The organism is Agromyces sp. NPDC058110 (assembly GCF_042884735.1).
Classification (GTDB): domain Bacteria; phylum Actinomycetota; class Actinomycetes; order Actinomycetales; family Microbacteriaceae; genus Agromyces.
On the sequence record NZ_JBHVTI010000004.1, the window covers coordinates 372063 to 394463 of the forward strand.

General features: G+C 70.5%; 23 protein-coding genes. 9 read left to right on the forward strand and 14 right to left on the reverse strand.

From position 1 onward, the window contains the following. Nucleotides 1-103: 103 nt before the first annotated feature. The 4 genes from ACFVS8_RS11885 to ACFVS8_RS11900 form a co-directional block, all read right to left on the reverse strand. Nucleotides 104-1606, reverse strand: coding sequence for a family 43 glycosylhydrolase (locus ACFVS8_RS11885; protein ID WP_387062085.1), 1503 nt, complete (start codon nucleotides 1604-1606; stop codon nucleotides 104-106). Between the two features lie 706 nt (nucleotides 1607-2312). Next, nucleotides 2313-2702, reverse strand: coding sequence for a hypothetical protein (locus ACFVS8_RS11890; protein ID WP_387062088.1), 390 nt, complete (start codon nucleotides 2700-2702; stop codon nucleotides 2313-2315). A gap of 203 nt (nucleotides 2703-2905) precedes the next feature. Next, nucleotides 2906-3133 (reverse strand): DUF6036 family nucleotidyltransferase, encoded by a 228-nt coding sequence (locus tag ACFVS8_RS11895; protein WP_387062091.1) that lies wholly within the window; start codon nucleotides 3131-3133, stop codon nucleotides 2906-2908. Further along, nucleotides 3130-3750, reverse strand: coding sequence for a helix-turn-helix domain-containing protein (locus ACFVS8_RS11900; protein ID WP_387062094.1), 621 nt, complete (start codon nucleotides 3748-3750; stop codon nucleotides 3130-3132). The genes ACFVS8_RS11895 and ACFVS8_RS11900 overlap by 4 nt, the downstream gene beginning before the upstream one ends. A gap of 155 nt (nucleotides 3751-3905) precedes the next feature. Between ACFVS8_RS11900 and ACFVS8_RS11905 the strand changes: the two genes are divergently transcribed. Then, on the forward strand, nucleotides 3906-4607 hold the full coding sequence (locus ACFVS8_RS11905) for an SDR family NAD(P)-dependent oxidoreductase (protein WP_387062097.1): 702 nt from the start codon (nucleotides 3906-3908) through the stop codon (nucleotides 4605-4607). Between the two features lie 18 nt (nucleotides 4608-4625). Here ACFVS8_RS11905 and ACFVS8_RS11910 read toward each other — a convergent pair whose 3' ends face one another. Continuing rightward, a complete protein-coding gene (locus ACFVS8_RS11910) occupies nucleotides 4626-5366 on the reverse strand; it encodes a LysE family translocator (RefSeq protein ID WP_387062100.1) in 741 nt (246 codons plus the stop codon). A 246-nt stretch (nucleotides 5367-5612) separates the two neighbouring features. Continuing rightward, a complete protein-coding gene (locus ACFVS8_RS11915; protein ID WP_387062103.1) occupies nucleotides 5613-6446 on the reverse strand; it encodes an SDR family oxidoreductase in 834 nt (277 codons plus the stop codon). Between the two features lie 71 nt (nucleotides 6447-6517). Between ACFVS8_RS11915 and ACFVS8_RS11920 the strand changes: the two genes are divergently transcribed. Then, on the forward strand, nucleotides 6518-7096 hold the full coding sequence (locus tag ACFVS8_RS11920; RefSeq protein ID WP_387062106.1) for a TetR/AcrR family transcriptional regulator: 579 nt from the start codon (nucleotides 6518-6520) through the stop codon (nucleotides 7094-7096). A 191-nt stretch (nucleotides 7097-7287) separates the two neighbouring features. Beyond that, nucleotides 7288-7794 (forward strand): acyl-CoA thioesterase, encoded by a 507-nt coding sequence (locus tag ACFVS8_RS11925; protein ID WP_387062109.1) that lies wholly within the window; start codon nucleotides 7288-7290, stop codon nucleotides 7792-7794. Nucleotides 7795-7833: 39 nt separating this feature from the next. Here the strand turns inward: ACFVS8_RS11925 and ACFVS8_RS11930 are convergent, their stop codons facing one another. The 3 genes from ACFVS8_RS11930 to ACFVS8_RS11940 all read right to left on the reverse strand — a co-directional run bounded on the left by ACFVS8_RS11930 (nucleotide 7834) and on the right by ACFVS8_RS11940 (nucleotide 9712). Further along, on the reverse strand, nucleotides 7834-8682 hold the full coding sequence (locus ACFVS8_RS11930; protein ID WP_387062112.1) for an alpha/beta fold hydrolase: 849 nt from the start codon (nucleotides 8680-8682) through the stop codon (nucleotides 7834-7836). A 21-nt stretch (nucleotides 8683-8703) separates the two neighbouring features. After that, on the reverse strand, nucleotides 8704-9039 hold the full coding sequence (locus ACFVS8_RS11935; protein ID WP_387062115.1) for an ArsR/SmtB family transcription factor: 336 nt from the start codon (nucleotides 9037-9039) through the stop codon (nucleotides 8704-8706). 148 nt (nucleotides 9040-9187) lie between these two features. Then, entirely contained in the window at nucleotides 9188-9712 is a 525-nt protein-coding gene (locus ACFVS8_RS11940; RefSeq protein ID WP_387062118.1) for a dihydrofolate reductase family protein, read from the reverse strand. Nucleotides 9713-9820: 108 nt separating this feature from the next. On the opposite strand from ACFVS8_RS11940, the gene ACFVS8_RS11945 reads away from it, so the two are divergent. Next, nucleotides 9821-10780: a GNAT family N-acetyltransferase gene (locus tag ACFVS8_RS11945; protein ID WP_387062121.1), complete on the forward strand. Its 960-nt coding sequence runs from the start codon at nucleotides 9821-9823 to the stop codon at nucleotides 10778-10780. 12 nt (nucleotides 10781-10792) lie between these two features. Here the strand turns inward: ACFVS8_RS11945 and ACFVS8_RS11950 are convergent, their stop codons facing one another. Further along, nucleotides 10793-11758, reverse strand: coding sequence for an NAD(P)/FAD-dependent oxidoreductase (locus tag ACFVS8_RS11950; protein ID WP_387062124.1), 966 nt, complete (start codon nucleotides 11756-11758; stop codon nucleotides 10793-10795). 70 nt (nucleotides 11759-11828) lie between these two features. Between ACFVS8_RS11950 and ACFVS8_RS11955 the strand changes: the two genes are divergently transcribed. The 4 genes from ACFVS8_RS11955 (at nucleotide 11829) to ACFVS8_RS11970 (ending at nucleotide 15654) form a co-directional block, all read left to right on the forward strand. Then, the gene (locus tag ACFVS8_RS11955) at nucleotides 11829-12395 is read left to right on the forward strand and encodes a helix-turn-helix domain-containing protein (protein ID WP_387062127.1); all 567 of its coding nucleotides are present in this window, start codon (nucleotides 11829-11831) and stop codon (nucleotides 12393-12395) included. Nucleotides 12396-12520: 125 nt separating this feature from the next. Beyond that, nucleotides 12521-13756: a serine hydrolase domain-containing protein gene (locus tag ACFVS8_RS11960; RefSeq protein ID WP_387062129.1), complete on the forward strand. Its 1236-nt coding sequence runs from the start codon at nucleotides 12521-12523 to the stop codon at nucleotides 13754-13756. Between the two features lie 123 nt (nucleotides 13757-13879). Then, nucleotides 13880-15115 carry a serine hydrolase domain-containing protein gene (locus ACFVS8_RS11965; RefSeq protein ID WP_387062132.1) on the forward strand — a complete coding sequence of 412 codons (1236 nt, stop codon included), beginning with the start codon at nucleotides 13880-13882 and terminating at the stop codon, nucleotides 15113-15115. A 44-nt stretch (nucleotides 15116-15159) separates the two neighbouring features. Continuing rightward, the gene (locus ACFVS8_RS11970; RefSeq protein ID WP_387062135.1) at nucleotides 15160-15654 is read left to right on the forward strand and encodes an ASCH domain-containing protein; all 495 of its coding nucleotides are present in this window, start codon (nucleotides 15160-15162) and stop codon (nucleotides 15652-15654) included. 48 nt (nucleotides 15655-15702) lie between these two features. Here ACFVS8_RS11970 and ACFVS8_RS11975 read toward each other — a convergent pair whose 3' ends face one another. Continuing rightward, nucleotides 15703-16680, reverse strand: a complete 978-nt coding sequence (locus ACFVS8_RS11975) for a LysR family transcriptional regulator (protein ID WP_387062138.1) — start codon at nucleotides 16678-16680, stop codon at nucleotides 15703-15705. A gap of 73 nt (nucleotides 16681-16753) precedes the next feature. Here ACFVS8_RS11975 and ACFVS8_RS11980 point away from each other — a divergent pair, with 73 nt between their 5' ends. After that, a complete protein-coding gene (locus ACFVS8_RS11980) occupies nucleotides 16754-17722 on the forward strand; it encodes an EamA family transporter (protein WP_387062141.1) in 969 nt (322 codons plus the stop codon). Here ACFVS8_RS11980 and ACFVS8_RS11985 read toward each other — a convergent pair. The 3 genes from ACFVS8_RS11985 to ACFVS8_RS11995 all read right to left on the reverse strand — a co-directional run bounded on the left by ACFVS8_RS11985 (nucleotide 17709) and on the right by ACFVS8_RS11995 (nucleotide 22093). After that, nucleotides 17709-20360: a fibronectin type III domain-containing protein gene (locus tag ACFVS8_RS11985; protein WP_387062144.1), complete on the reverse strand. Its 2652-nt coding sequence runs from the start codon at nucleotides 20358-20360 to the stop codon at nucleotides 17709-17711. The genes ACFVS8_RS11980 and ACFVS8_RS11985 overlap by 14 nt on opposite strands. Nucleotides 20361-20513: 153 nt before the next feature. Further along, nucleotides 20514-20864 carry a metallopeptidase family protein gene (locus ACFVS8_RS11990; protein WP_387062147.1) on the reverse strand — a complete coding sequence of 117 codons (351 nt, stop codon included), beginning with the start codon at nucleotides 20862-20864 and terminating at the stop codon, nucleotides 20514-20516. Between the two features lie 119 nt (nucleotides 20865-20983). Further along, a complete protein-coding gene (locus tag ACFVS8_RS11995) occupies nucleotides 20984-22093 on the reverse strand; it encodes a hypothetical protein (RefSeq protein ID WP_387062149.1) in 1110 nt (369 codons plus the stop codon). Between the last annotated feature and the right edge of the window lie 308 nt (nucleotides 22094-22401).

Sequence of the window (22401 nt, forward strand, 5' to 3'; positions counted from 1 at the left end):
AGGAAGCCTCGCCTGCGCGTCGGAGTGGACAGGGGCTGAATCTCCTTTGATCGAACTGCAGGGGGTGGTGCGTGTGTGGTGGTGGTGGTGTGCGGGGTTAGTGCTATCTGGTGATGGAGGCTGCGAGGGCGGATGTCTCGATGGCGGATGTCTCGGGTGCGGATGTCTCGGACTCGTCGGGTTCTGCCTGCTCGCGTGCGAACACGGTGAACGCCTCGACCGTGACCGTGCCTTCGCCGACGAACGCGCCGACGCGGCCGCTGACGTGGTCGTAGAGTCGTGTGCTCAGCACGGTGGCGTCGTCGACGGTCGCGACGCAGAGGTCGCCGTCGACGATCACGTCGAGCTCGTGCACGCCGGCGTCGAGGCGGCAGGCGCGTTCGAGTTCGACGGCGAACGGCACGTCGCCCGAGATCTGCCACTGCTCGGTGCCGGTCGACCGGCGCGGCCACCGGTCGAACACGAGGCGACCCCGCTTGGGCTCAAGGCGGAGCACGTACCCCTCGTCGCCGTCGGCGCTTGCGCGGAGCAGCACGCCGACCTCGGTCGTGCCGTCGGCGATGTCGAACCGGGCCCGGAGGCGGAACGCCGACGGTGCGTCGTCGGCGGTCAGGATGTCGCGGTACCCGTCGGGTGCGGAGAGCTCCGTGCCCGCGGCGAGCGACCCACGCTCCTCGGAGAACAGCTCGCGGAACTCGGCTGCCGGGTGGAAGGCGAGCGTGCCGTCTTCACGCTGCTCGGCCTCGAGCACCGACATGGTGCCGGCCCACTGCCAGGCGCCGTCGTCGGTCGCGCCGTCGCGCGAGGCGATCCAGCCGAAGAACAGGCGGCGACCGTCGCGCTCGGCCGACTTCGCCGCGTAGAAGGCTCGGCCGTCGAGCGAGTCGAACTCGGGCGTGATCCACGGACCCTGCAGGCTGCGCGCCATGCGGTACCGGGTGGTGAACGCGTCGCTGAACTCGGACGAGACGAGGTACCACCAGTCGCCGATGCGGAACACCTCGGGGCACTCGTGAGCGATGTAGCGGCGCGGGTCCCAGAACGGCTCGGCCGCATCCCAGTTCACGAGGTCGGTCGAGGTGCACTGCGCGATGACGCCGCGACGACGCGCAGGGCCGTCGGCGTGGCGGGCCGTGATGAGCATGCGCCAGAGTTGCGCCTCGTCGTCCCAGAAGACGAACGGGTCGCGCCAGTCGGCGGTCTCGTACCCGGCGGTCGCGCCGAACGTGTCGGCCGGATGCCGCTGCCACGACGTCATGCCGTCGGTGCTGGTCGCGTGCATGACGAGCTGCAGCGGCAGGCCGTCGGCACCGGTGTTGCGCGGGTTCTGGCCGGTGTAGAAGGCGTGGTGCACGCCGTCGGCGACGACGATGCTGCCCGTGTAGACGTTGAAGTCATCGGCCGCGGGCCCGCCCGAGGCGATGGCTTCGCCGACATCCGTGAAGTCGACCAGGTTCGAGGTGACCACCCGACGCCAGGGCATGCCCTCCTTCGGAGTGCGGCGCGTCTCGTGCAGGTAGAAGAGGTGGAACACCCCGTCCTCCTGCCACGGGATGACGTCGCCGATCCAGGCGCCGTTCGGCTGGGAAAACCCTCGTTGGTTCATCGTCACTCTCGCTTGGTTAATCGGTTACGCAGGACTGTACCCGACGATTTCGCGTTGGTCAAACGGTTAATCAGCCCGTGATTGAGATCGATCGCGTGTTGGGAGAGTGCGCTGGGTCGACCCGGGCGCGTGGGCGGGGCTTCCATATCCGATATGCCAGCTCCGCCTCACGATGAGGCGGAACTGGCATATCGGATCCCGAAGCACCGCACTCCCCCTGCATGTTCGCGAGACCTCGACTACACGATCCTCAAGGCCGGCATGATCTCCGGCGGCGGCGACCACCTCAGCCACACCGTGCACACCCTGCCCGTGTTCGCGACGGTCGGGTTCCGCGAGAAGCTCATCCACCCCATCCCGCTCGACGACCGCGAGCCTGCCCGCGCCCGGCGGGTTCGGGTGGAAGGAGCTGCTGATTCGTCAGCGAGAGGGCTGATGTCCCCCGCAATTGGGGATGCCGACGATTGTGCGCAGGTCTAGAGTCCGAGCAGAACTCGAGCAAGGCGGGAGACTCTGGTGAAATCGCCCCTTAACGTGTCCGCGAGACGGTTGCAGGAGTCCATCGTTTCGCGACGTATTCTTCGCCGAGTTCTCGGTTCGGTCACCCTCGGCATTCTCGTGGCGGCCGCGCCACAGAGTTGCGTCGCAAGCGCGTGCAAGGCGTTCTGCCACGCCAATTGACCAGGCTTCGGGCCCTTTCGAAAGGTCAGAGGACGGCAACCCATGTGGCGGCGATCAACACGATTGCGCTGATGGCCAGTATCACGAGGCCAGCGACGTACCAGAAGTGCGGATGGGGGTCATAAGCACCCGCCGGGTCAGACTCGGCAAGGCCTCCATTGATGACCTGGCCGCGCAGCTTTCCTGCCTCGTCGATGACGTTGACCACCGAGATCCCCAGACTCGCGACCCCGAAGACAATGAGGGTGACCATGATCGATCGGGCGAAATCCGCCGCTTCAAGCTCGTTGATGCTGAGAATCAGGACCAATCCAGCGAACCCCGTGCCAACATATCGGCATCGTTTCTCCGCTGACTCCAGTCTGGCGATTCGACGCGCGACGGAATCGTCGTTACGGCTCGGCAGTTGATCCACCCGACCTCCACAGTTGACCTCACGGCCGATCATCCCGCCTCGGTTCAGGATCCGCGATGCCCTCTTCGGGGGCGCACACATCATCGCGCGGTAGAGGCCGAGCTCGGAGGTCGGGCGGAGGACTGCTGTTGGGCGCGTGAACTTACGGCTCGACCCCACCAGGGCGCGAGCCCGGCGGCCTTGAAGTTCAGCCAGTCACGTTGTCATCCGCGACGGTCGGCGATGCGCTCGGCGGCACCGACGACGTGGTGCTCATCGCCGGGGCGCACCTGCACCGCGTCGATGTCGACGGTCGTGCGGCGGTCGAAGTACCGGAGCACGAGCGCGCCGCCACCCACGATCCGCAGGCCGACGGGCGCGCCGTCGGCATGCAGTTCCTCGACCAACTCACGGAGGCCGTCGATCAGGTCGTTGCGGTCGAAGAGGATCACACGCCCTCCAATGAGTCGCGCCAGATCAGCACACCGTGCTCGAGGAACTCCTCCGGCACGTCGTCGCGGGTCGGCACCGGATCGGCCGGGTCGACGTTGAGCACTCGGGCCCGTTCAAGGCGACGCGCGGGAGTGTTCACCCACGACGGAAGCGGAACGTGCTGCGCATTCAACCGGTACGCGACGAGCGCGGCGATCGCCGAGTCCCACGTCTTCGACCCCGTCGATTCGGGCTCGGTGACCGCCAGCACCCCACGGAGCAAGCCCTGCTCCGCGACGAGGTTGTCGTTCATCTGAATGAAGTACCGGAATGCGAGCAGCGAGTCGTCGCGCTGCACGGCAGTGCGGATGTCGGCAGCGATCGTGGCGACGTCATCACGCGTCGTCGGTGCGGCGTAGAGACGATGGCCGGCGCCGGCGAGCAGCCGGGTCGCAGTTTCGATCCCAGGGGACTCTTGCTGCCGCTCGACGAGCGCGACTCGACTCTGCGCGACACCGGAGCGGCCTGCGAGCTCGCGCTGCGTCAACTTGCGAGAACGCCGGACGGAGCGCACCAGCGTTGAGATCTCAGCCATGCGTTCGCTCCTCCGACCGTATGATTCGGTAGACAACATCATAACGCATTTAGTCAGGATCGATCGGATGCCGCGGGCGGGCGTCTCGGTCGTCGGCGCCGAGCAGCTGCTGTCGTCGAAGGCCGTTCGGCGCCTGGCTCACGCGCGGACGCGTGCGAACGGCATCCGGTGTCGGCGGGTCGACCGACGATGGGCGCATGAGCGCACACGTCGTCGTCACCGGTGGGGCGTCGGGTCTCGGCGCCGTGATCGCCGAGACGCTGCTCGCCCGCGGCCGACCCGTCGCACTCGTCGATCGCGATCGCTCGGCTGCGCTGGCGACGGCCGACAGCCTCGAGCGCAGCCATGGCACGCAGGTGCCGATCGTCACCGCCGACCTGTCGTCGCTCGCCGGCATCCACGACGCGGCTAATGCGCTGACCGCACCGGAGTTCGAGATCGCTGCCCTCGTGAACAATGCCGGAGCATGGTCGGCGGGCGACCAGTACCCTCGCTCACACCCCGACGAGTGGGTCGCGACCATGACGCTCGGCCTGCTCGCTCCGATGCTGCTGACCCAGCGACTCTGGGATCGGCTCGCCGCCGCGAGTGGTGCCGTCGTGAACATCGGCTCGAGCGGCGGTGAGGGCGACGAGCCCTACGGATCCCCCGAGTACGGTGCGGCCAAGGCCGGCATCCGCCGCTTCACGAGCTCGCTCGGAGACCGCGCTGACGTGCGGGTGATGGCAGTGGTCCCCGGATGGATCGGACTCGATCGAGCCGAACGGCAGTTCGCCGCCCTCAGTCCGGAGCAGCAGCGAGCGAGTGGCCCGCTGATCCCGCCGCAGCAGGTCGCCGACTGCGTCATCGACCTGCTCGACCGTGGGCGCGCAGGCGAGGTCGTCGAGCTGCTGGGCTGATTCGCCCGCGGCATCCGCTCACCCGAGCAGATCGGCGAGCACCTCGACGATCACGAACACGCCGAATGCGAGCAGCAGCGCCCCGCAGATCGCCTCGAGGACCGCGCGCGGGCGAGGGCGCAACAGGTGGGCGCGAGCCCAGCCGGCGAGCATCGAGACCACGCTGAGCCAGATGATGCCGAGCACGGCGTGGATTCCTCCGAGCAGCAGGCCGAGCCACACGGTGAGGGTCTGGCCGATGAAGAGCCCGGGCATGATCGAGAGGTAGAAGACGCCGATCTTGGGGTTCAGCAGGTTCGTGAGCAGACCCGTCGTGAAGGTCTTCCATGGCGCGAGGCTGGTCGGCGCGCCGTGCTCGCGCAGGACATCAGCATCGGCGTCTACGTCGGCATCGACCTCGACGCCGGCCTCAGCGACGGCGAGGGCGACGGCGTTCGAGGCCGACACGGGCTCGCGCCACATCTGCGCGGCCGCGATGAACGTGCGCACCGCGAGATAGGCGAGGTACACGCCGCCCGCGATCGCGATGACCGTGTACGCGACGGGGAGCCGCACGAGCAGCAGCGCGACGCCGAGCCCCGCGAGACCGGCCCACACGATCACGCCGAGGACGATCCCGGATGCCGCAACGACGCCGAGCCGCCACCCGTCACGCAGGCTCGTGCGGATCACGAACACCGTGTCGGACCCGGGCGCCAGGGTCATGGCCACGGCGAGCCAGGTGAACGCGATGATGCCGGCAGCCGGGTCTGAGGTCACGACGCCCATGCTGGCAGCGCGCGACCGCGTACCTGGGCGAACCGACGGACAAGCTCACACGATTTCATGCCAACGTCGGGCATGCGCGTCCGAGCGCGACACCGGCAGAACATGAGGTGAATCGAGTGGGCCTCAGGGCCGATGACCTCGCGGCTCTGAGGCCAGGAGTCCCGTCCACGCAGCGGAGTCCCGGGCCCACGGATTCAGCCGCGCGAACGGGACTCCGCACGAGTTCGAACGCAGAGCTCAGCCGAGCCCGCCGCGCGCGAAGACCGCGGGCACGGTGCCGCCGTCGACGAGCAGGTCGGTACCGGTGATGAAGCTCGACTGCTGGGGATCGAGCAGGAAGGCCGCGGCGGCGGCGATGTCGTCGGGGGTGCCGAGTCGCTTGGCGGCCGACATGGCGATCATGCCGCGCATGCGCTCGCCCGACTCGCTCGCGAGCTCCTCCTGACCCATGGGCGTCGAGATCACGCCGGGGCTGATCGAGTTGATGCGGGCGCCGGCATCGCCCCAGGCGCCGGCGGCACGCTGCACGCGCAGGTGGTTCGAACGCTTGGCGTAGCTGTACGCGGCACCCGGATCGGGCACTGCACCCTCGGCGAGGAACGGCAGGCTCAACAGCTCGTCGGTGGGTGTCGCGGCGAGCGCGCCCTGCATCTCGGCGGGAAGCGACGGCGCGGCGAAGTGGCCGGCCATGCTCGCGATGACGACGCCCGCGCCGCCCGGGGCGATGACGCGCGGGAACTCGTCGAGCACGTAGGCGACGCCCAGCAGGTCCACGTTCAGGATGGCGGCGGTGGGTGCCTGCGCCGGGGAGAGGCCGGCGGTGTGGGCGACGTGCGTGACGGCTCCGGCGGCGGCGGCGGCATCCGCCAGTTCGACGACCGACGTGCGGTCGGAGACATCCACCCGGCGGGTGATCACGTCGTGGCCTTCGCCGCGCAGCACGGTCGCGGCCGCCTCGAGGGTGGCCTCGTTGAAGTCGGCCAGGAGCACACTGCGCCCGCTACCGATTCGGCGTGCGATCGCCAGTCCCATACCGCCGACTCCGATGACGACCACGACGTTCTTCTGCATCTCAGACCTCCATGTCAATTATCGAGACACCATGTAGCGTAATTCAACATCGGCATCCCTACAATCGAGGCGTGGAGACCAGCAGGCGGGGGCGCCCCCGAAACGCCGACGCCGACCGGGCGATCCTCGAGGCGACCCGCGACCTGCTCGTCGCCGACGGCTACGAACGCCTCACCATGCAGGCGATCGCCTCGCGCGCCGGCGTCGCCAGACAGACCGTGTACCGCAGGTGGCCGTCCAAGGCCCGCATCGTGGCCGACGCCGTGCTCAGCGGCCACCTCTCCCCCGGGTTCGACCTGCCGACGGATGCGTCGGCGAGCCTCCGCGACTGGCTGCACCGTGCCGCGATGCAACTGACGGATGCCGCGCACCTCGCCGTCATCCGTGCACTCGCGGCGGCCGCCGTCGAGAGCGACGACGATGCCTCCCGCCTCTACGCCGCCTTCACCGGGCCCGGACGCCGTCAACTCCTCTCGCTCCTCGAAGCCGGCGTCGCCAGCGGCGACCTGCGCGCCGACGCCGACCTCGAGGCCGCCGCCGATGCGATCCTCGGCGCCGTGCTCTACACCGCGCTCGCCCGCAACCCGCCGCAGACCGAGCATCTCGACGCACTCGCCGACGTGCTGCTCTCGGGGCTCACCGCACGGTGACCGCCGGCCGGAGCACGACGGCCCGAGTACGTCGATCGGAGCACCGCCCGCGGCATCCGCCCGACGTCGGTCGACGCGCTGCTCGTCGAGCGAGCCGTGCGAACCGACGTGAGGGCGATGGGCCTGCGCCCTGAGCCCGTTCCATGGCCCTCACTGATGCGTCGACGACCCGCGCGACCTATCGTCCTCGCATGTCTTCTGAAGCGAAGCGGCCGATCATCTACGAGACCACGCACCAGGTCGCGTTCTCGGAGCTCGACCCGTTCCAGCACCTGAGCACGGGCAACTACGCCCGGTACTTCACCGACCACCGCATGGAGGCGCTCGCGACGAACGTCGGCTGGACGCTCGCGAAGCTCGGCACGCTCGGCTTCATGACCTGGGTGCGGCGGCTCGAGATCGACTTCATCAGGCCGGTCGGCGGCGACCAGGCGGTGACGGTCACCTCGTTCGTGCGCGAGTTCCGCGGTCGCGACGCCCACATCGAATGCACGATGACGGATGCCGCGGGCACGACGCTCTCGACCTGCGTCATGGTCGTGGCCTACGTCGACGGCGCCACTCGGCGGGCCGCCGACTGGCCCGACGAACTCCAGGCGCTGTTCTTCGAGGCATTCGCAGACCGATCAGACCCGGATGCCGAAGGCGTGCGCACAGCGGACCCGACGCGAGAGGACCCGGACGTTCGCCCGACGTGAGCGCCGCCGCGCACGGCGGCACCCGCGGCGGGTGGGGCGCTAGCCTCGCACCGAACCGAGGAACTCCCGAACGAACGGCACGAGCACGCTCGGCTTCATCATCGGCGTCGCGTGGTGCGCTCCCGGGATCACCTCGCGCTCAGCACCGAGCAGCGACGCGAGCGCTGCACTGCCCGACTGCATGAACGGGTCGCCCTTGCCGCCGACGAGCACGCGCACGGGCGCCTCGATCGCGGCCCATCGCTCGGTCGTGAGCGGCACGCCGTCTTGCAGGCCGGCGCAGAGCCGCACGTCGAAGACGGTGGTGGCGGCCATCGCGACCATCGAACGCCATACGGGCACCATGAGCCGCATCGTGCCAACCATGAAGCCCGACGCGCCGAGCGCCGCCTTCATGAAGAGGGTGACTGCCTGGCTCGGGCGTCCGTCGGCGACGAGCTGCGCGAGCCGGTCGGGGAGGTCGCGCGGAACCGGCGCCCGCAGGTCGTCGACGATCACCGGGGCTTCGTACGCGATGACGCCCCCGACCTTCGACGGCAGTTCGGCCGCCGCATCGAGCGCCAGGACCGCGCCCGACGAGGAGCCGAACAACAGGGCTGCGCCGCCGTGCGCGTCGATGAGCGCCTCGACGTCTTCGACCTCGGCGAGCGGATGCCACTCCCCCGCGCCCGAACTCGCGCCGCGTCCGCGGCGGTCGTAGTTCACGACCGTGAAGCTCGATGAGAGCAGGGCGGCGAGCTTGCGGTGGTCTCTCCGATCCGACAGCGCCTGCGCGATGAGCACGAGCACCGGGCCGCTGCCCGATCGCTCGAACGCGATGGTCGTGCCGTCGGCCGAGACGACGGTTGCGTCGGTGCGTGCCGTGGTCGCGGCATCCGTCTGCGACATGGTGGTCTCCGTTCGATTCGTTCAGTCGGCCTCTGGTGGCGACTGTGCGAGCACGTCGTCGAGGCGCTGCATGCGCTCCTCCCAGAGCTGGGCGAAGCTGTCGAGCCAGGTCTCGAGCGAGCGGAACGGCGCCGGAAGCAGGTGGTACACCCGCGACTGGGCCAGGCGCTCGGCGCTCACGATGCCGGCCTCCGAGAGGATGCGCAGGTGCCGCGACGTCTGCGGCTGCAGCAGGCTCAGCCGCTCGGCGATCTCCCCGACGGCGTGCGGCCGCTCGCGCAGCAGCTCGACGATGCGCAGCCGGTTCGGTTCCGCCAGTGCCGTCAGCACGACGGGGTCGAGCGTCGCCGGGTTCATGATGCATCCCCGGCCGACGTTGCGCACGCTACTCGTTCCATGGGACGAGAATACACTTGTGTGTATATATACACAAGACTATATTCGAGCGGTACTCAGGGCGCAGGGTGCACGATGGCGACCGGGCCCTCGACCACCTAGCCCGGTGTCAGGCCGGCGCGTACCGTGCGGCGATGACACCCGACTCCGACGCCTGCACCCCGAGCAGCCGAAGTCCGACCGGCTGCGGCGAGCGCAACCGGATCTCGCCGTCGCCCACGACGAACGGATGGATGCCCGCGTGCACCTCGTCGACGAGTCCTGCCTCCATGAGCGCCGCCGCGAGCTGGCCGTACCCGTGCGAGATGATCGAGTCGTAGCGCTCGCGCAGGGCGCGCACGGCTTCGGCGACGTCGCCCTCGATGAGGGTCGCGTTCCAGTCGAGCGGACCGGTGAGCGTCGTGGAGGCGACGAATTTCGGCAACGCGTTGTAGTGGGCGGCGAAGCCCCGGTCGTCGGTCTGCGCGGGCCAGTACTCCCGGAAGAACTCGTAGCTCTCCCGCCCGAGCAGCACCGCGTCGGCGCCGAACACGAGCGCGTCCGACGCCCGCTGCACGCCCGGATCATCGGCATCGAACCACAGGTCCATCTGGTCGAACACGCCGTCGAGGGTCATTTCGAACGAGATCGTCACGGTTCCCACGCCTTCCAGCATGCGCCCATGTCGAGCGGATGTCACGGCTCACGGTGACGCTCGACGACCGGGTTGACCGACCACTGCCCGGCAACTAGCCTCGCCCCGATGAGTTCTCCCGCCGATGCGACCCTGCCCTCCGACATCCGCCACCTCACCGGCCCCGACCAGGTCGACTTCTTCTGCGGCATCCCATACGCCCTCAACCACGAGATGGCCGACGACCTCGCCGGCGGGCGCCGACGGCTCGAATGGACCTGGATGGCGGTGCGCGACGGTCGCCTGCTCGGCCGCCTCGCGCTGTGGAGCCCGGCCGGCGCCGTGACGCCGAGCCAGCTCGACCTCTTCGACGTCGAACCCGCGCTGCCCGAGGGCGAGCAGCGCGACGTCGGCGCCGCGCTGCTCGAAGCGGCCCGCGCCGAACTGCTGTCCACCCTCGAGACCCCGCCCGAGGTGTCGCTGTACCTGGCGCCCGACTGGCGGGATCACCCGGACTCCCGGCGTGCCATCGAGCGGCGCATCCAGCTGCTCGAGCAGACCGGAGCGAGCTTCCTCGTCGAGCGCCTGCGCTTGCACTGGACGCCCGCGAGCGGCATCCCCCAGCCCGACGACCGGCTGTCCTTCCGACCGTTCGCGTCCGACGACGAGTTCCTCGACCTCACCGCTCGCGTGCTCACCGGCACCCTCGATGCCCACGGCCGGAGCGAGCTCGCCGACTCGTCAGCGAAGACGGTCGCCCGTGCGCAGTTCGACGAGGAGTTCGTGCAGTACACCAGTCCGCGAGAGTGGTGGCGAGTTGCGACGGATTCCGACGGCCGCCCGCTGGGGTTCGTGGTTCCGGCCCGCAACGCCTACAACCACATCGTCGCCTACATCGCCGTGCTGCCCGAGCATCGCGGCAACGGATACATCGACGGCATCCTCGCCGAGGGCACGCGGGTGCTCGCCGACGCCGGTGCACCGCACATCCGCGCCTCGACCGACGTCGGCAACTTCCCGATGGCCGACGCCTTCGCCCGCGCCGGATACGACACCATCGAGCGGGTCGTCAACCTCGTCTGGGAGTGATCCGGGCCGCCGTCAGGCGGCGACCATCGTGGCGACGGCCGCCGCGACATCCTCTGCGACGAGTTCGGCGTTGAGGGCGCCCGCGACGAGCGATCCGAGCCCCAGCGAGAGCGAGACGTTCGCGCGCACGTTCACGACGTTGCCGACCGCCCACACGCCGGGCACCGAGGTGCGCCCGTCGTCATCGACATCGACCCAGTCGCCGAGGTCGCTCACGGTCGTCGCCGCCCCGAGCGAACGGAGCAGCCCGTCGCGCGGGCGCATGGTCGGGCCGGTGAAGATCACGCCGACCTCGATGACGCGCCCGTCGACCTCGACACCGGTCAGGCGCGCGTCGTCGCCGACATCGCCGCCGACATCGACAAGCAGGCCGGTGACGACGCCCGATTCGACGCGGATGCCGCGGCTCGCGAGGCGCTCCGGATCCGCAGCGGATGCCGCGCCGACCGCGTTCTCGAAGTAGACGACCCGATCCGACCACTGCCGAAGCAGCAGGGCCTGCTCGACGCTGCGCGGCGAGGTCGCCACGATGCCGATGATGTCCTCGCGGTGCTCCCAGCCGTCGCAGTACGGGCAGACGACGACCCCGCGACCCCACTGCTCGCGCATTCCGGGAATGTCGGGCAGCTCGTCGCGCAGGCCGGTCGCGACCAGCAGGCGGCGGGTGCGGATGCCACCCTCCGCCGTCTCGACCTCGATGCCGTCGCGCTCGGCGCGGGCCGCCCGCACCTCCCCGCGGATGAACCGCACGCCGTACCCGGCGGCCTCCGCCCGCCCGCGTTCGAGCAGCTCGAGCGGCGACAGGCCGTCGTGCCCGAGCACGCCGTGCATGTGCGCGGCGAAGCGGTTGCGCGGTTCGCGCGAGTCGATGACGACGACGCGCCGCCGGGCGCGCCCGAGCGAGAGGGCCGCGCTGAGGCCGGCCGGTCCACCGCCGACGATCACGACGTCGGCATCTTGCAGTTCGCTGTGTTCCATGCGGCAATGCTCGCGCTGCGTCGCACCGATCGGCAATACTTGTTGCTGGAACAGCAACGTGGAGGCGGCGATGGAACAGCGCGACGAACTGGCCGGCATCGGCGAACGACTGCGGGCGATCCGGGAGTCGCGCGGCATGACCCTGCGAGCCGTGAGCGAGGCCAGCGGCATCTCGACGAGCACGCTCTCGCGCCTCGAGTCGGGCGCCCGGCGCGCGCAGCTCGACCTGCTGCTGCCGCTCGCCCGGCTCTACCGCCTGCCGCTCGACGACCTCGTGGGTGCGCCCGCGCTCGGCGATCCGCGCATCCACCCGCGACCGAAATTGCGGCACGGGGTCGTGACCGTGCCCCTCTCGGGCGGGTCGGGCCCGTGGGAGGCGTTCAAGCAGGTGCATCCGCCGACGCCCGACACCCCCATCCGCCAGTTCGTGCACCCCGGCTGGGACTGGATCTACGTCATCTCGGGCCGCATGCGCCTGCTGCTCGGCGACGACGACCTCGTCATCGAGGCGGGCGAGGCCGCGGAGTTCGACACCCGCGTGCCGCACGGCTTCGCCAACCCGGGCCCCGACCTGCTCGAGGTGCTCTGCCTCTTCAACTCGCAGGGTGCGAAGGTGCACACCCGCGCCTCGGCCTGAGAGATCAGGCCGACCTGCAGACCCGGCAGCCCGGCCGACCGCAGCGCGGATGCCCTCGGCCGCCCCCAGAACTGGGGCGCGGGCCATCCGGACTCCCGGCGTAATGTCGCACGAGGGGGCTCGGCATGCATGCTTCGCAGCACTCGATCGTCGCGGCAGCGGCCATGGCCGCGGTCTCCGCGCTCGTGTTGAGCGGATGCCTCGGCGAGACGCCGCCGAGCACCGCGACCGAGCCGACGACGAGCGCGGCGGCGAGCGCGGCGACCGCGCCCTTCGACCCCGCCCTGCGTGCCGAACTCGAGGAGAAGCTCGACGATGGCTTCGCGGCATCCGGAATGCCCGGGGTGGTGGTCGGGCTGTGGATCCCGGGGCAGGAGGAGTGGGTCGCCGCCCGCGGCGTCTCCGACCTCGAGACGGGCGCGCCGATGGACCGCGCGAACCAGTCCAAGATCGGGAGCGTGACCAAGACGATCGTCGTGCAGCTCGCGCTGCAGATCATCGGCGAGGGCCTGGGCGGGCTCACGCTCGACGACACGATCGACACCTGGTACCCCGACTTCCCGCTCGCCGACCAGATCACGCTGCGCATGCTCATGAACATGTCGAGCGGCATCGGGCCACCCGGCGACGCCCAGCTCGACCGCATCTGCGGCGACCCGTACTCGACGATCACGCCCGACGAGGTGATCGCGATCGGCGCGACGACGCCGCGCGAGGAGTACGCACCGGGCGACGGCGAGACGTACTCGGGCTACAACACGTTCCTGCTCGGGCGCATCCTCGAACGCACCACCGGCACCGACCTCGCCACGCTCATCGACGAGCGCCTGCTGCAACCGCTCGGCATGGCCCGCAGCCGCTTCGCACCCGATGCCGTGCTCACGGAGCCGTTCAACCGCGGCTACTCGGGGTTCTGCGCCGGCCGGCCGCATCCGATCGACACGACCGACTGGACCAATCACGAGGCGTGGGCGGCCGGCGCCATGCTCTCGACGCTCGACGATCTGCACACGTGGGGGCTCGCGCTCGGCGAGGGATTCGGCCTGACCCCCGAGATGCGCGCGGCCCGGGTCGACGACCGTGCCCCGGTCGAGGCGCCACCGGGCTGGTGGTACGGACTCGGCGCGGCCGTCCGCCTCGACCCGGAGTCCGGCTGCCTCCTCGAACTCAACCACAGCGGCACCGAACCCGGCTACGCCGCCCATGTGCACTACTTCGAGGGCTCCGGCGCGGTGCTCGCCCTCATCGGCAACGGCGACGGCGGCACCGGCGAAGTCTTCGCGGAGGTGCTCCGGCCGGTCGTGGGCGCCCTGCCCGAGTCGGTGGCCGCGACCTCGAGCACCGCCTGCCTCAGCGAGTGACGCCCGCGCGCGCCCTGAACTGGGGTGATGCCCAAGCATCCGCGCCGCCCACCCGCGGCGTATGGTCGCGAGAAGGGGCACGGGCTCCCCGAAGTGCGTCCTGCGCGAGCCGAGAGGCTGGTCATGCCGAACCCCACATCGAAGCTCGCGACCGTCGCCGCGATCGCCGCCGTCGCGGTTTTCCTACTCGGCGGGTGCGCCGCGACGGCATCGGATGCCTCGGCGTCGCAGGAGCCGACGGGCACGCCCGCGGCATCCGCCCCACTCCTCGACGACGCCCTGCGCACCCAGCTCGAGGCCGCGCTCGACGAGGGGTTCGCGGCATCCGGCATGCCAGGGGTCGTCGTCGGGCTGTGGATCCCGGGCGAAGACGAGTGGGTGTCGGCGCGGGGCGTGGCCGATACCGAGACGGGCGCGCCGATGAGCCGCGAGAACCAGCAGAAGATCGGCAGCATCACCAAGACGATCGTCTCGACCGTCGTGCTGCAGGTCATCGGCGACGGGTTCGACGTGAGCCTCGACGACACCCTCGACCGCTGGTACCCCGACTTCCCAGAGGCGTCGAAGATCACGGTGCGGATGCTGCTGAACCACTCGAGCGGCGTCGCGGAGGCCGGTCGAGCGCAGGTCGACCGCATCTGCGCAGCACCTCATGCGATCCCGTCGCCCGATCAGCTGATCGCGGTGAGCGCGCAGACCCCGCGCGCCGACTTCGCACCGGGCGAGGGATTCGAGTACGCGAACGGCAACTACTTCCTGCTCGGCGGCATCCTCGAGCAGGTGACGGGCGAGAACCTCGAGACGCTCATCCACGACCGCATCACCGAGCCGTTCGGCATGGACCGCAGCCGCTACGCGCTCGACGGCATGGTCGTCGATCCGGTGACCCACGGCTACTCCTTGTTCTGCCCCGAGCTCGGCGACCAGGTCGACACGGTCGGCTGGTCGAACGGCGAGAGCGGGGCCGGCGGCGCCATGGTGTCGACGCTCGACGACCTGCACGCCTGGGGCGACGCCCTCGGCGCCGGAGCCGGCGTGACCCCCGAGTTGCAGGCCGAGCGGTACGCGGATCGTGCGATCATCTCCGAAGCGACCAGCTCGGCATACGGCCTCGGCACGGGCATCGTGTACGACGCCGAGACGGACTGCGTGCTCAGTGTCGCCCATGCCGGCGCCGAGCCCGGGTACGGCACGAACGTCGCGTACTACCCGCCGAGCGGGGCGGTGCTCGCACTGCTCGGCAACGGCGACGGCGGCGACGGCGATGCCGCGGCCAAGGTCACGACGGCGCTCACCACGGTGCTGTGGCCGGTGCTCGCCGGCTCCCCGAACGCGCCGTGCGAGGCGCCGTGGGGGTGAGCGGCTGATCGCGCGGACCGGAGTCGGCCTGCCAGACTGATCGGATGTCGAACGCACCCATCGACCGTGCGGCGGCCCACGCCATGTGGGAGGCGTACCGCGCCGCGAATCCGCAACAGGCGACCGATGCCGAGGACCCGCCTGCCGACACCTTCGGCGACCACCCCGAGTTGACCGAGGCATTGATCGCGCTCGTGCTCGACGGCACGAAACGGGCGACCGCCACCCTGGTGGCCGAGTTCGAGGCCGAGGGCCAGCCGCTGCCCCGCATCGGCGGCCAATGGGTGGCGTGCGACTCCACGGGTGCCCCGCGTGCCGTGCTCCGCAGCACCGAACTGCGGGTCGGGCCGATGACGAGCGTCGATGCCGCCTTCGCCTACGACGAGGGCGAAGACGACCGCACCCTCGAATCGTGGCGCGAGAACCACGCGCACTACTGGCGCCGCCGAGTGCCGCACATCGGCATCGAGTGGAGCGATGATCTCGAGGTCGTCTTCGAGCGCTTCAGCGTGGTGTGGCCGCCCGACGTGCGCGACTGACCGAACGACCTCACCGCGGGCGGGACTCTCGGCCGGCGGCGCGTGCGCTCAGCCGTGCTCGCGCTCATGCTCGGCCTCGGCCTCGCGCCCGGCCGAGACGGCCCGCACCGCGTCGAGCACGGCCTGCAACGCCGGCGAGTCGGCCTGGCTGCGCCGGTGCACGGCCGAGACGCCGCGCGTCGACGCCGGGCGCACGGTCGGCACGGCCACGAGGTCGGGGTGCAGCGGCGGGCGCCCCATGCGCGGCACGAGTGCGACACCGAGGCCGGCGCGCACGAGTTCGAGGTGGTTCTCGAACTCCATCGACTCGTGCACGATGCGCGGCGCGTTCGAGACGCCGTCGAAGAGCCGCCGCAGCCACTGACGGCAGATCGTGGAGTCGAAGGTCGCGATCCACGCCTCGTCGGCCAGATCGAGCGGCTCGAGTTCGGTCGCCCCGGCGAGCGCGAGCGGGTGGTCGCGGCGGAGGATCACGTCGGCGACGTCGGTGAAGAGGGGCGTCTCGACGAGGTGGTCGGGCATGGCGAGCGCGACACCGCCCCACCGGTGCACGATGCCGAGGTCGCGCTGGCCCGACGCGACGAGCGCGATGGTCTCCCACGGCTCGCTCTCGCGCAGCGGCACGCGCAGGTCGGGGTGCTCGTCGCGCAGGCGCGGCAGCACGTCGACGAGCAGCCCCCGCACCGCGGTGGAGAATGCGCCGATGCGCACCTCGCCCGTGACCGGGCGGCGCGGCCCGCCCACGACGTCGGCGGTCGCCGCTCCGCCGGTGAGGTGCAGGTCGGCCTCGAGGCGCTCGAGGTCGGCGAGCACCGTCGCCGACGAGGTGACGAGGTGGCGACCGGCATCCGTCAGCACGACGCCACGGCCGGCGCGCTCGAGCAGCGCCACGCGCGTGCCGCGCTCGAGGCGCTTGATCTGCTGAGACACGGCCGAGGGCGTGAACCCGAGTGCATCGGCCGCTCCGGCGACGCTTCCGCTGGTGGCCACCGCTCGCAGCGCGACCACGGCTTCGAGATCGATCATGCAGCGATGCTACCGAATTGCGCGCAGAAATGATCGCTGGTGTTTCCGGATGCCGCGGGCGAGAGTGGATCCCATGACGAGACGCGACATGCTGCTGGCCGCCACCGTGGCAACCCTGTGGGGCTTCAACTTCGTCGTGATCGACTGGGGCATGGCGGGCATCCCGCCGCTCTTCTTCGTCGCCGTGCGGTTCGGGGTCGTCGCCCTCGCCGCGATCGTCGTACCGCGACCGCTCGCGAGCTGGAAGACCGTCGTCGGCGTGGGCCTGTTCATGAGCCTCGGCCAGTTCGGCCTGCTCTACACATCGATGGCGCTCGGCCTGCAGCCGGGCATCGCCGCGCTGCTGCTGCAGGCGCAGGCCGTGCTCACGATCGTCGTCGCCGCCTTCGCACTGCGCGAGCGCCCCACCCGTCTGCAGGTCGCCGGCATCGCGGTCGGCACCGTCGGGCTCGGCGTCGTCGCGCTCGGCCGCGGCGGCGACGCACCCGCGATCGCCGTGGCCCTGTGCCTGCTCGGCGCGCTCTCGTGGGCGATCGGCAACGTCATCTCGCGCAAGGCGGGCCCGGTCGCGCCCGCGAAGCGACTCGGCGCGCTGTCGCTCACCGTGTGGGCATCGCTCGTGGTGCCGCTGCCGGCGCTCGGCCTGTCGGCGGCTATCGAGGGCCCCGACGCGGTCGCCGCGGGCATCGCCGCGTTCGGATGGCGCCCGATCCTCTCGACGCTCTACACCGCGGTGCTCTGCACCCTCATCGGCTACGCCATCTTCAACGGGCTGCTCGCCCGCAACCGATCCGCGGCGGTCGTGCCGTGGCCGCTGCTCGCACCGGTCGTCGCGATGCTGTCGGCGGCCCTGCTGCTCGGCCAGGTGCCGAACGTCTGGGAGGTCACCGGCGGCGTGCTGCTCGTGGCGGGCGTGCTCGTGGCGAACGCGCCGCGCAGACGGCGCGGACCCACCGATCCGGGGACCAAGACGCCCCGTCGCTCGCCGACGGTGCGTCGAGCGACGGGGCGCCGAATGGCGGACCAGGTCAGCCGAGCGTGAACTCGACCGTCGAGGTGTTGCCCGCGACGTCGTGCACGACGAGGGTGTTGGCACCCTTCACCGCACCGAAGACGCCGGGCTTCACGTAGTTGACGTCGGACCATGCGTTCTTCGACAGGTCCTTGGTCTTGCCGTTCAGCACGACCTTGTCGATCTTGCCCGCGTCGTACAGCTTGAAGCTGATCAGGCTGTAGGCGTCACCGCTCTTGGCCGTGTACGAGACGCCGTCCTTGATCGTCGCGGTGGGCTTGGTCGCGTCGACGGTCACGGCGAACGTGCTCGTCTCCGAGATGTTGCCCGCGACGTCCTGGGCGTTGTACTTGACCGTGTAGTCGCCCGAGGGCAGCGACACCGTCGCCGTGTGCGAGCCCGACTTCGCGGCATCCGTCACCTTGGTCTGCGTGCTCTTGACGAGCTTGCCGTCCTGGTAGATGTTCGCGACGATGCGGGCCAGGCCGCGGTCGTCGGTCGCGTCGACCTGCACCGCGAGCTCGCGGAACGGACCGGCGGCGACCGGCGCCACGAGCGAGACCTCGGGGCGCGTGGTGTCGGGCTTCACGGGCGGCACGACGCCCGCCTCGGTGACCCACTTCTCGCCGTCGTCGTCCTTCGTGACAGTGAACTCGTCGTACACGGCGCCGACAGGAAGGTCGGTCGTCGCGTTCGCCGTCTTCTCCGCGAGGTAGGAGCGGTAGTGCAGCGAGTCGGCCGTGACGTCGATGACCTGATAGGTCGTGACGCCGGCGCCGCGCAGCACCTGGGTGGCGCCGTTGTTCGTCCAGACGTTCTTCTCGTCGGTCTCGAGCTCGTAGTGCTTCGCGCCCGAGTTCGACACGATGTAGACCGGGCCGTCGGTGATGCCGGGCGTCTCGGTGACGTCGGCGTTGTTGTAGCCGCGGGCGTAGGTGTGGTCGTGGCCCATCATCACGAGGTCGATGTCGTGCTTCTGGAACACGGGCACCCAGTACTGGCGCAGCACGGGCTCGTCGCGCCCTTCGGATGCCGAGTACACCGGCTGGTGGAAGGTGACGACGTTCCACTTCGAGGGGCTCTCGGTGAGCACGTGGTCGAGCCACGCCGCCTGGAACTCGGTCCAGAGCGCCGCGACCTTCGTCGACGGGCACTCGGCGCCGGCGCACACGGGCAGGTTGTCGGGCGTGAGGAACGTGGTGTCGCGCGTCGCGTTGATCGTGATGAACCGCACGCCCTGGTAGTCGGTGAAGTACACCGTCTCGGTGGCGAACTGTGTCCAGTGCGCGAAGTACGCGGCGTACTGCTTCGCGACGTCGGTGTCACCGACCGCGAGGTTCGCGAGGTCGCCGATGGTCTCGGTCGTCGGGTTGTTGTGCGGGTACTCGAAGTTCGCCTTCCACGACTTCAGGTACTTGTCGCCCGAGTACTCGTGGTTGCCCGGCGCCGCCATGACGTTCGTCGTCGCGGCCGAGGTCTGCATGCCCTTGAACCAGTTGACCCACTGGGTCTCGTTGCTCGCCGTGTCGATCAGGTCGCCGGCGTGCACCGAGCCGATCGAGTCGGGGGCGGATGCCTCCGCCATGGCGACGACCTTCGGCCAGGTGGAGTCGAGGCCGATCTGCGCGTCGCCGTAGTACACGAACTGGAAGTCGGTGTCGGCCGGGTTCTCGGTCGAGAACTCGGTCCACTCGCTCCACGCGCCCTCGAGGCCGACGCGATAGGCGTAGGTCGTCGCGGCGGTGAGGCCGTCGACCGTCGCCGAGTAGTGCTGCAGCGGGTTGCCGTTCACGGCGCCCGCGGCGTAGGCGTCGATCGTGCGCACCTCGCCGCCGGCAGCTGGCTTGATCTGCACCTGGCCCGACGTGTGCGAGGCATCGCCCGCGAGCCACGAGAACGACTGGCTCACGTCGGGCGTCTCGGTCGGGGTCAGGATGACGCGGCTCGGCGGCGTCGGCACGACCGTGCCGGGTTCGCCGGGTTCGACGGCCTCCACGAGGCGGATCGAGGGCACGTCGAGGTAGATGTCGCTCGAGGTCTCGCGGTCCTGGTACAGCGCCACGGCGACCGTGTTGACGCCGTCGACGAGCACGTCGCCGTCGGCGCTGAAGTTCGCGGCGGTCGGGTCGGAGTTGCCCGACCCGGCGTACTGCAGGTTCGTCGTCTCGGTCACGCGGTCGGCGTGGAAGCCCGCGACGCGCTGGCCGTTGATCCAGACGACGGCTCCGTCGTCGTAGACGAGGTCGCCGACGACATCGGCGACCTGGTCGGCCACGCCGGCCTCGAGGGTGAAGCTCGAACGGAAGAAGAAGGTGGGCACGTTCGGCGCCGAGGTGCCGTTCAGGTACTGGTTCAGCAGCGTCTTCGGCGTGCGGGGGCCGACGGCGGCGAGCTTGCCGCCCTTCGCTCCGAAGCTGCCCGCGGCCTGCTTCCAGGCGGAGTCGTCGTAGCCGGCGCCGGTCCACACGCGCAGGTTCGCGTCACCGCGGGCCGGGTCGGTGCCGTCGTCGAGGTATCGCCAGGTGGTGTTCGCGTCGATCACCGGGGCGCTCGGCACCTCGGTGGCGGCGAGGGCCGACGTCGGCATCGCGAGCGCACCGGCGACGAGGCCGGCGATCGTCGCGCCGACGGCGGCCCGACGGCCCCATCGTCTCTTCGTGTTCGTCATGATCTCCCTTTGGGTATCGAGGTCGGAACGCACCCCGCACGGCGCGCTCGCACGAGCACGTCGGAGGGTGGGTTCCCAGCCAGCGAATCGGGGCCGGATGGCCTGCGGGTGACGACACGCACGACCGGAGGTGAACGCGAGGCGGGCGCCCGGCTACGCCCAGCCGAGCTCGCGCAGCCTGGCGTCGTCGAGGCCGAAGTAGTGGCCGATCTCGTGCACGAGGGTGATGCGCACGCGGGTGCGCAGGGCGTCGAGGTCGGCGCTGTGCTCCTGCATGGTGTTCTTGAAGAGGGTGATGCGATCGGGCAGCTCGCCGTAGCCGTAGACGCCGCGCGTCTTCAACGGGCGACCGCTGTAGAGACCGTAGAGGCGCGGGCGCTCACCCGCCGGCTGGTTCGCGGTGAGGATCGCGACGTTCTCGAGGCCCCTGACCATCTCGTCGGGCAGCGCATCGAACTCGTCGGCGACCATGCGCTCGAAGTCGTCGTCCGAGATCTCGACCATGCGTTCATTCTGCGCCGCCGACCCGCGCACCGGGCCCCTGTTCGCCGTGAGCACGAGCACCGGATGCCGCGGGGCTCACCTCGGCGGAACGTCGAGCGCGCTTGCAGGCGGGCGCGACCTCAGTACGTCTGCGCGACGATCGCCTGGGCGACCGCCCGGGCGCCGTCGCCCTGGATCTCGTAGAGCGTGCCGCCGATGCTGAGGTACGCCGGCGTCGAGGGTCCGTCGGCGGCCGCGGCGACGACCGCCGCGGCGTCCGCCGGCTCGTCGGCCAGGTCGAACGGTGCGAACCCGACATCTCCGTCGGGGGCCCGCAGGCGATCGAACAGCGGCGAGAAGCCGCGTGCCGCCGTGATCGTGACGACCGGCAGCCCCTCGGCCCAGAGGTCGCACGTGAACGTACGCGCCGCGGCGCGCACGGCGTCGCTGAAGTACGCGGGCGGCGCGGCGGTCGGATCCACGACGTCGTACTCGACGGCCGCGTCGACCGATATCTGCTCGGCGGCGAGGATGCCCTGCTGGTCGAGTCCGCCGTCGCACACTGCGTCCGTCTGCCGAAGCTCGACGGTCGGCCGGGCGAGTTGCGCCGGAGAGGCCTGCTGCACGGTCGTGAACGCCGCGCCCGCGACATCCGCGAGCCGGTCGATCATCACGTCGCCGCCGAGTCCCGAGAAGCGACTGCCCGAGCCGGTCAACCCCGCTGCGCTGATGCTCGCGACGACCCAGCTGTCGCCGACCGGCGCCGAGACCGCCCAGCCGCGATCACCGCCGGAGACGGACGCCTCGATGCCCGCGACCGTGCGCGTGAGGGTCGAGGGCCCGTCGCCCGCCGAGAGCGGCACCCACTGGTCGGCTGCTCCGGGCAGCACGTCGATGCGCAGGTACGCCCAGTCGCTGGGCGAGTTGTACTCGGGCATGCCCTCGCCGACGCGCCACGAGCACGGCAGCCCGCCGGCGCCTTCGAGGAGCACGCCGTCGAAGGCGTCGAGGTCGTTCACCGCGGGCACGGGCTGAGCGGCCGCGCCGTCGGCGCCCTGCAGCGCCGTCGCCACGAGGCTCAGCGGCGCGAGGTCGTCGCACTCGAGGAGGGCGGGCTCGGGTGCGGGGGTCGTGGGCGCGACCGACGGGGTCGGGCTGGGCGTCGGCACGGCACCGGCGTCAGCGACGCAACCGGTGACGGCGAGCAGCAGCAGTGATGCGGTGGCGACGACGGCCGGTTTCGGATGCACGGGGCGAGCGTAGTGGCCGCGGCCGGGCTGAGGGAACAGGGCCTGTACCGTTGCGAGCCGCCGGATCGAACTGTCGGCTGCGCTCACGCTCGCCCGGCAGGGGGTCCCGCCCGCTCCGGCTCGGCCCCCGCCGTTCGCAATGCCAGTTCCGCCTCATCGATGAGGGGGAACTGGCATTCAGAAAATGGACGACCCGACGCGCCGATGCAGCGATCCGCGGCAGCATCCCGGGGGCCGAGAACCGGGGGCACGTCGACCCGACCCACCCCAACGCCGACCCACCCGCACCGGGCCGCACGCGCACTGGG

Coding starts and splice junctions, on each gene's coding strand:
- ACFVS8_RS11885 (WP_387062085.1), bottom strand. CDS start 1,606: ATGAACCAACGAGGGTTTTCCCAGCCGAACGGCGCCTGGATCGGCGAC.
- ACFVS8_RS11900 (WP_387062094.1), bottom strand. CDS start 3,750: ATGATGTTGTCTACCGAATCATACGGTCGGAGGAGCGAACGCATGGCT.
- ACFVS8_RS11905 (WP_387062097.1), top strand. CDS start 3,906: ATGAGCGCACACGTCGTCGTCACCGGTGGGGCGTCGGGTCTCGGCGCC.
- ACFVS8_RS11915 (WP_387062103.1), bottom strand. CDS start 6,446: ATGCAGAAGAACGTCGTGGTCGTCATCGGAGTCGGCGGTATGGGACTG.
- ACFVS8_RS11925 (WP_387062109.1), top strand. CDS start 7,288: ATGTCTTCTGAAGCGAAGCGGCCGATCATCTACGAGACCACGCACCAG.
- ACFVS8_RS11930 (WP_387062112.1), bottom strand. CDS start 8,682: ATGTCGCAGACGGATGCCGCGACCACGGCACGCACCGACGCAACCGTC.
- ACFVS8_RS11935 (WP_387062115.1), bottom strand. CDS start 9,039: ATGAACCCGGCGACGCTCGACCCCGTCGTGCTGACGGCACTGGCGGAA.
- ACFVS8_RS11945 (WP_387062121.1), top strand. CDS start 9,821: ATGAGTTCTCCCGCCGATGCGACCCTGCCCTCCGACATCCGCCACCTC.
- ACFVS8_RS11950 (WP_387062124.1), bottom strand. CDS start 11,758: ATGGAACACAGCGAACTGCAAGATGCCGACGTCGTGATCGTCGGCGGT.
- ACFVS8_RS11955 (WP_387062127.1), top strand. CDS start 11,829: ATGGAACAGCGCGACGAACTGGCCGGCATCGGCGAACGACTGCGGGCG.
- ACFVS8_RS11960 (WP_387062129.1), top strand. CDS start 12,521: ATGCATGCTTCGCAGCACTCGATCGTCGCGGCAGCGGCCATGGCCGCG.
- ACFVS8_RS11965 (WP_387062132.1), top strand. CDS start 13,880: ATGCCGAACCCCACATCGAAGCTCGCGACCGTCGCCGCGATCGCCGCC.
- ACFVS8_RS11970 (WP_387062135.1), top strand. CDS start 15,160: ATGTCGAACGCACCCATCGACCGTGCGGCGGCCCACGCCATGTGGGAG.
- ACFVS8_RS11975 (WP_387062138.1), bottom strand. CDS start 16,680: ATGATCGATCTCGAAGCCGTGGTCGCGCTGCGAGCGGTGGCCACCAGC.
- ACFVS8_RS11980 (WP_387062141.1), top strand. CDS start 16,754: ATGACGAGACGCGACATGCTGCTGGCCGCCACCGTGGCAACCCTGTGG.
- ACFVS8_RS11985 (WP_387062144.1), bottom strand. CDS start 20,360: ATGACGAACACGAAGAGACGATGGGGCCGTCGGGCCGCCGTCGGCGCG.
- ACFVS8_RS11990 (WP_387062147.1), bottom strand. CDS start 20,864: ATGGTCGAGATCTCGGACGACGACTTCGAGCGCATGGTCGCCGACGAG.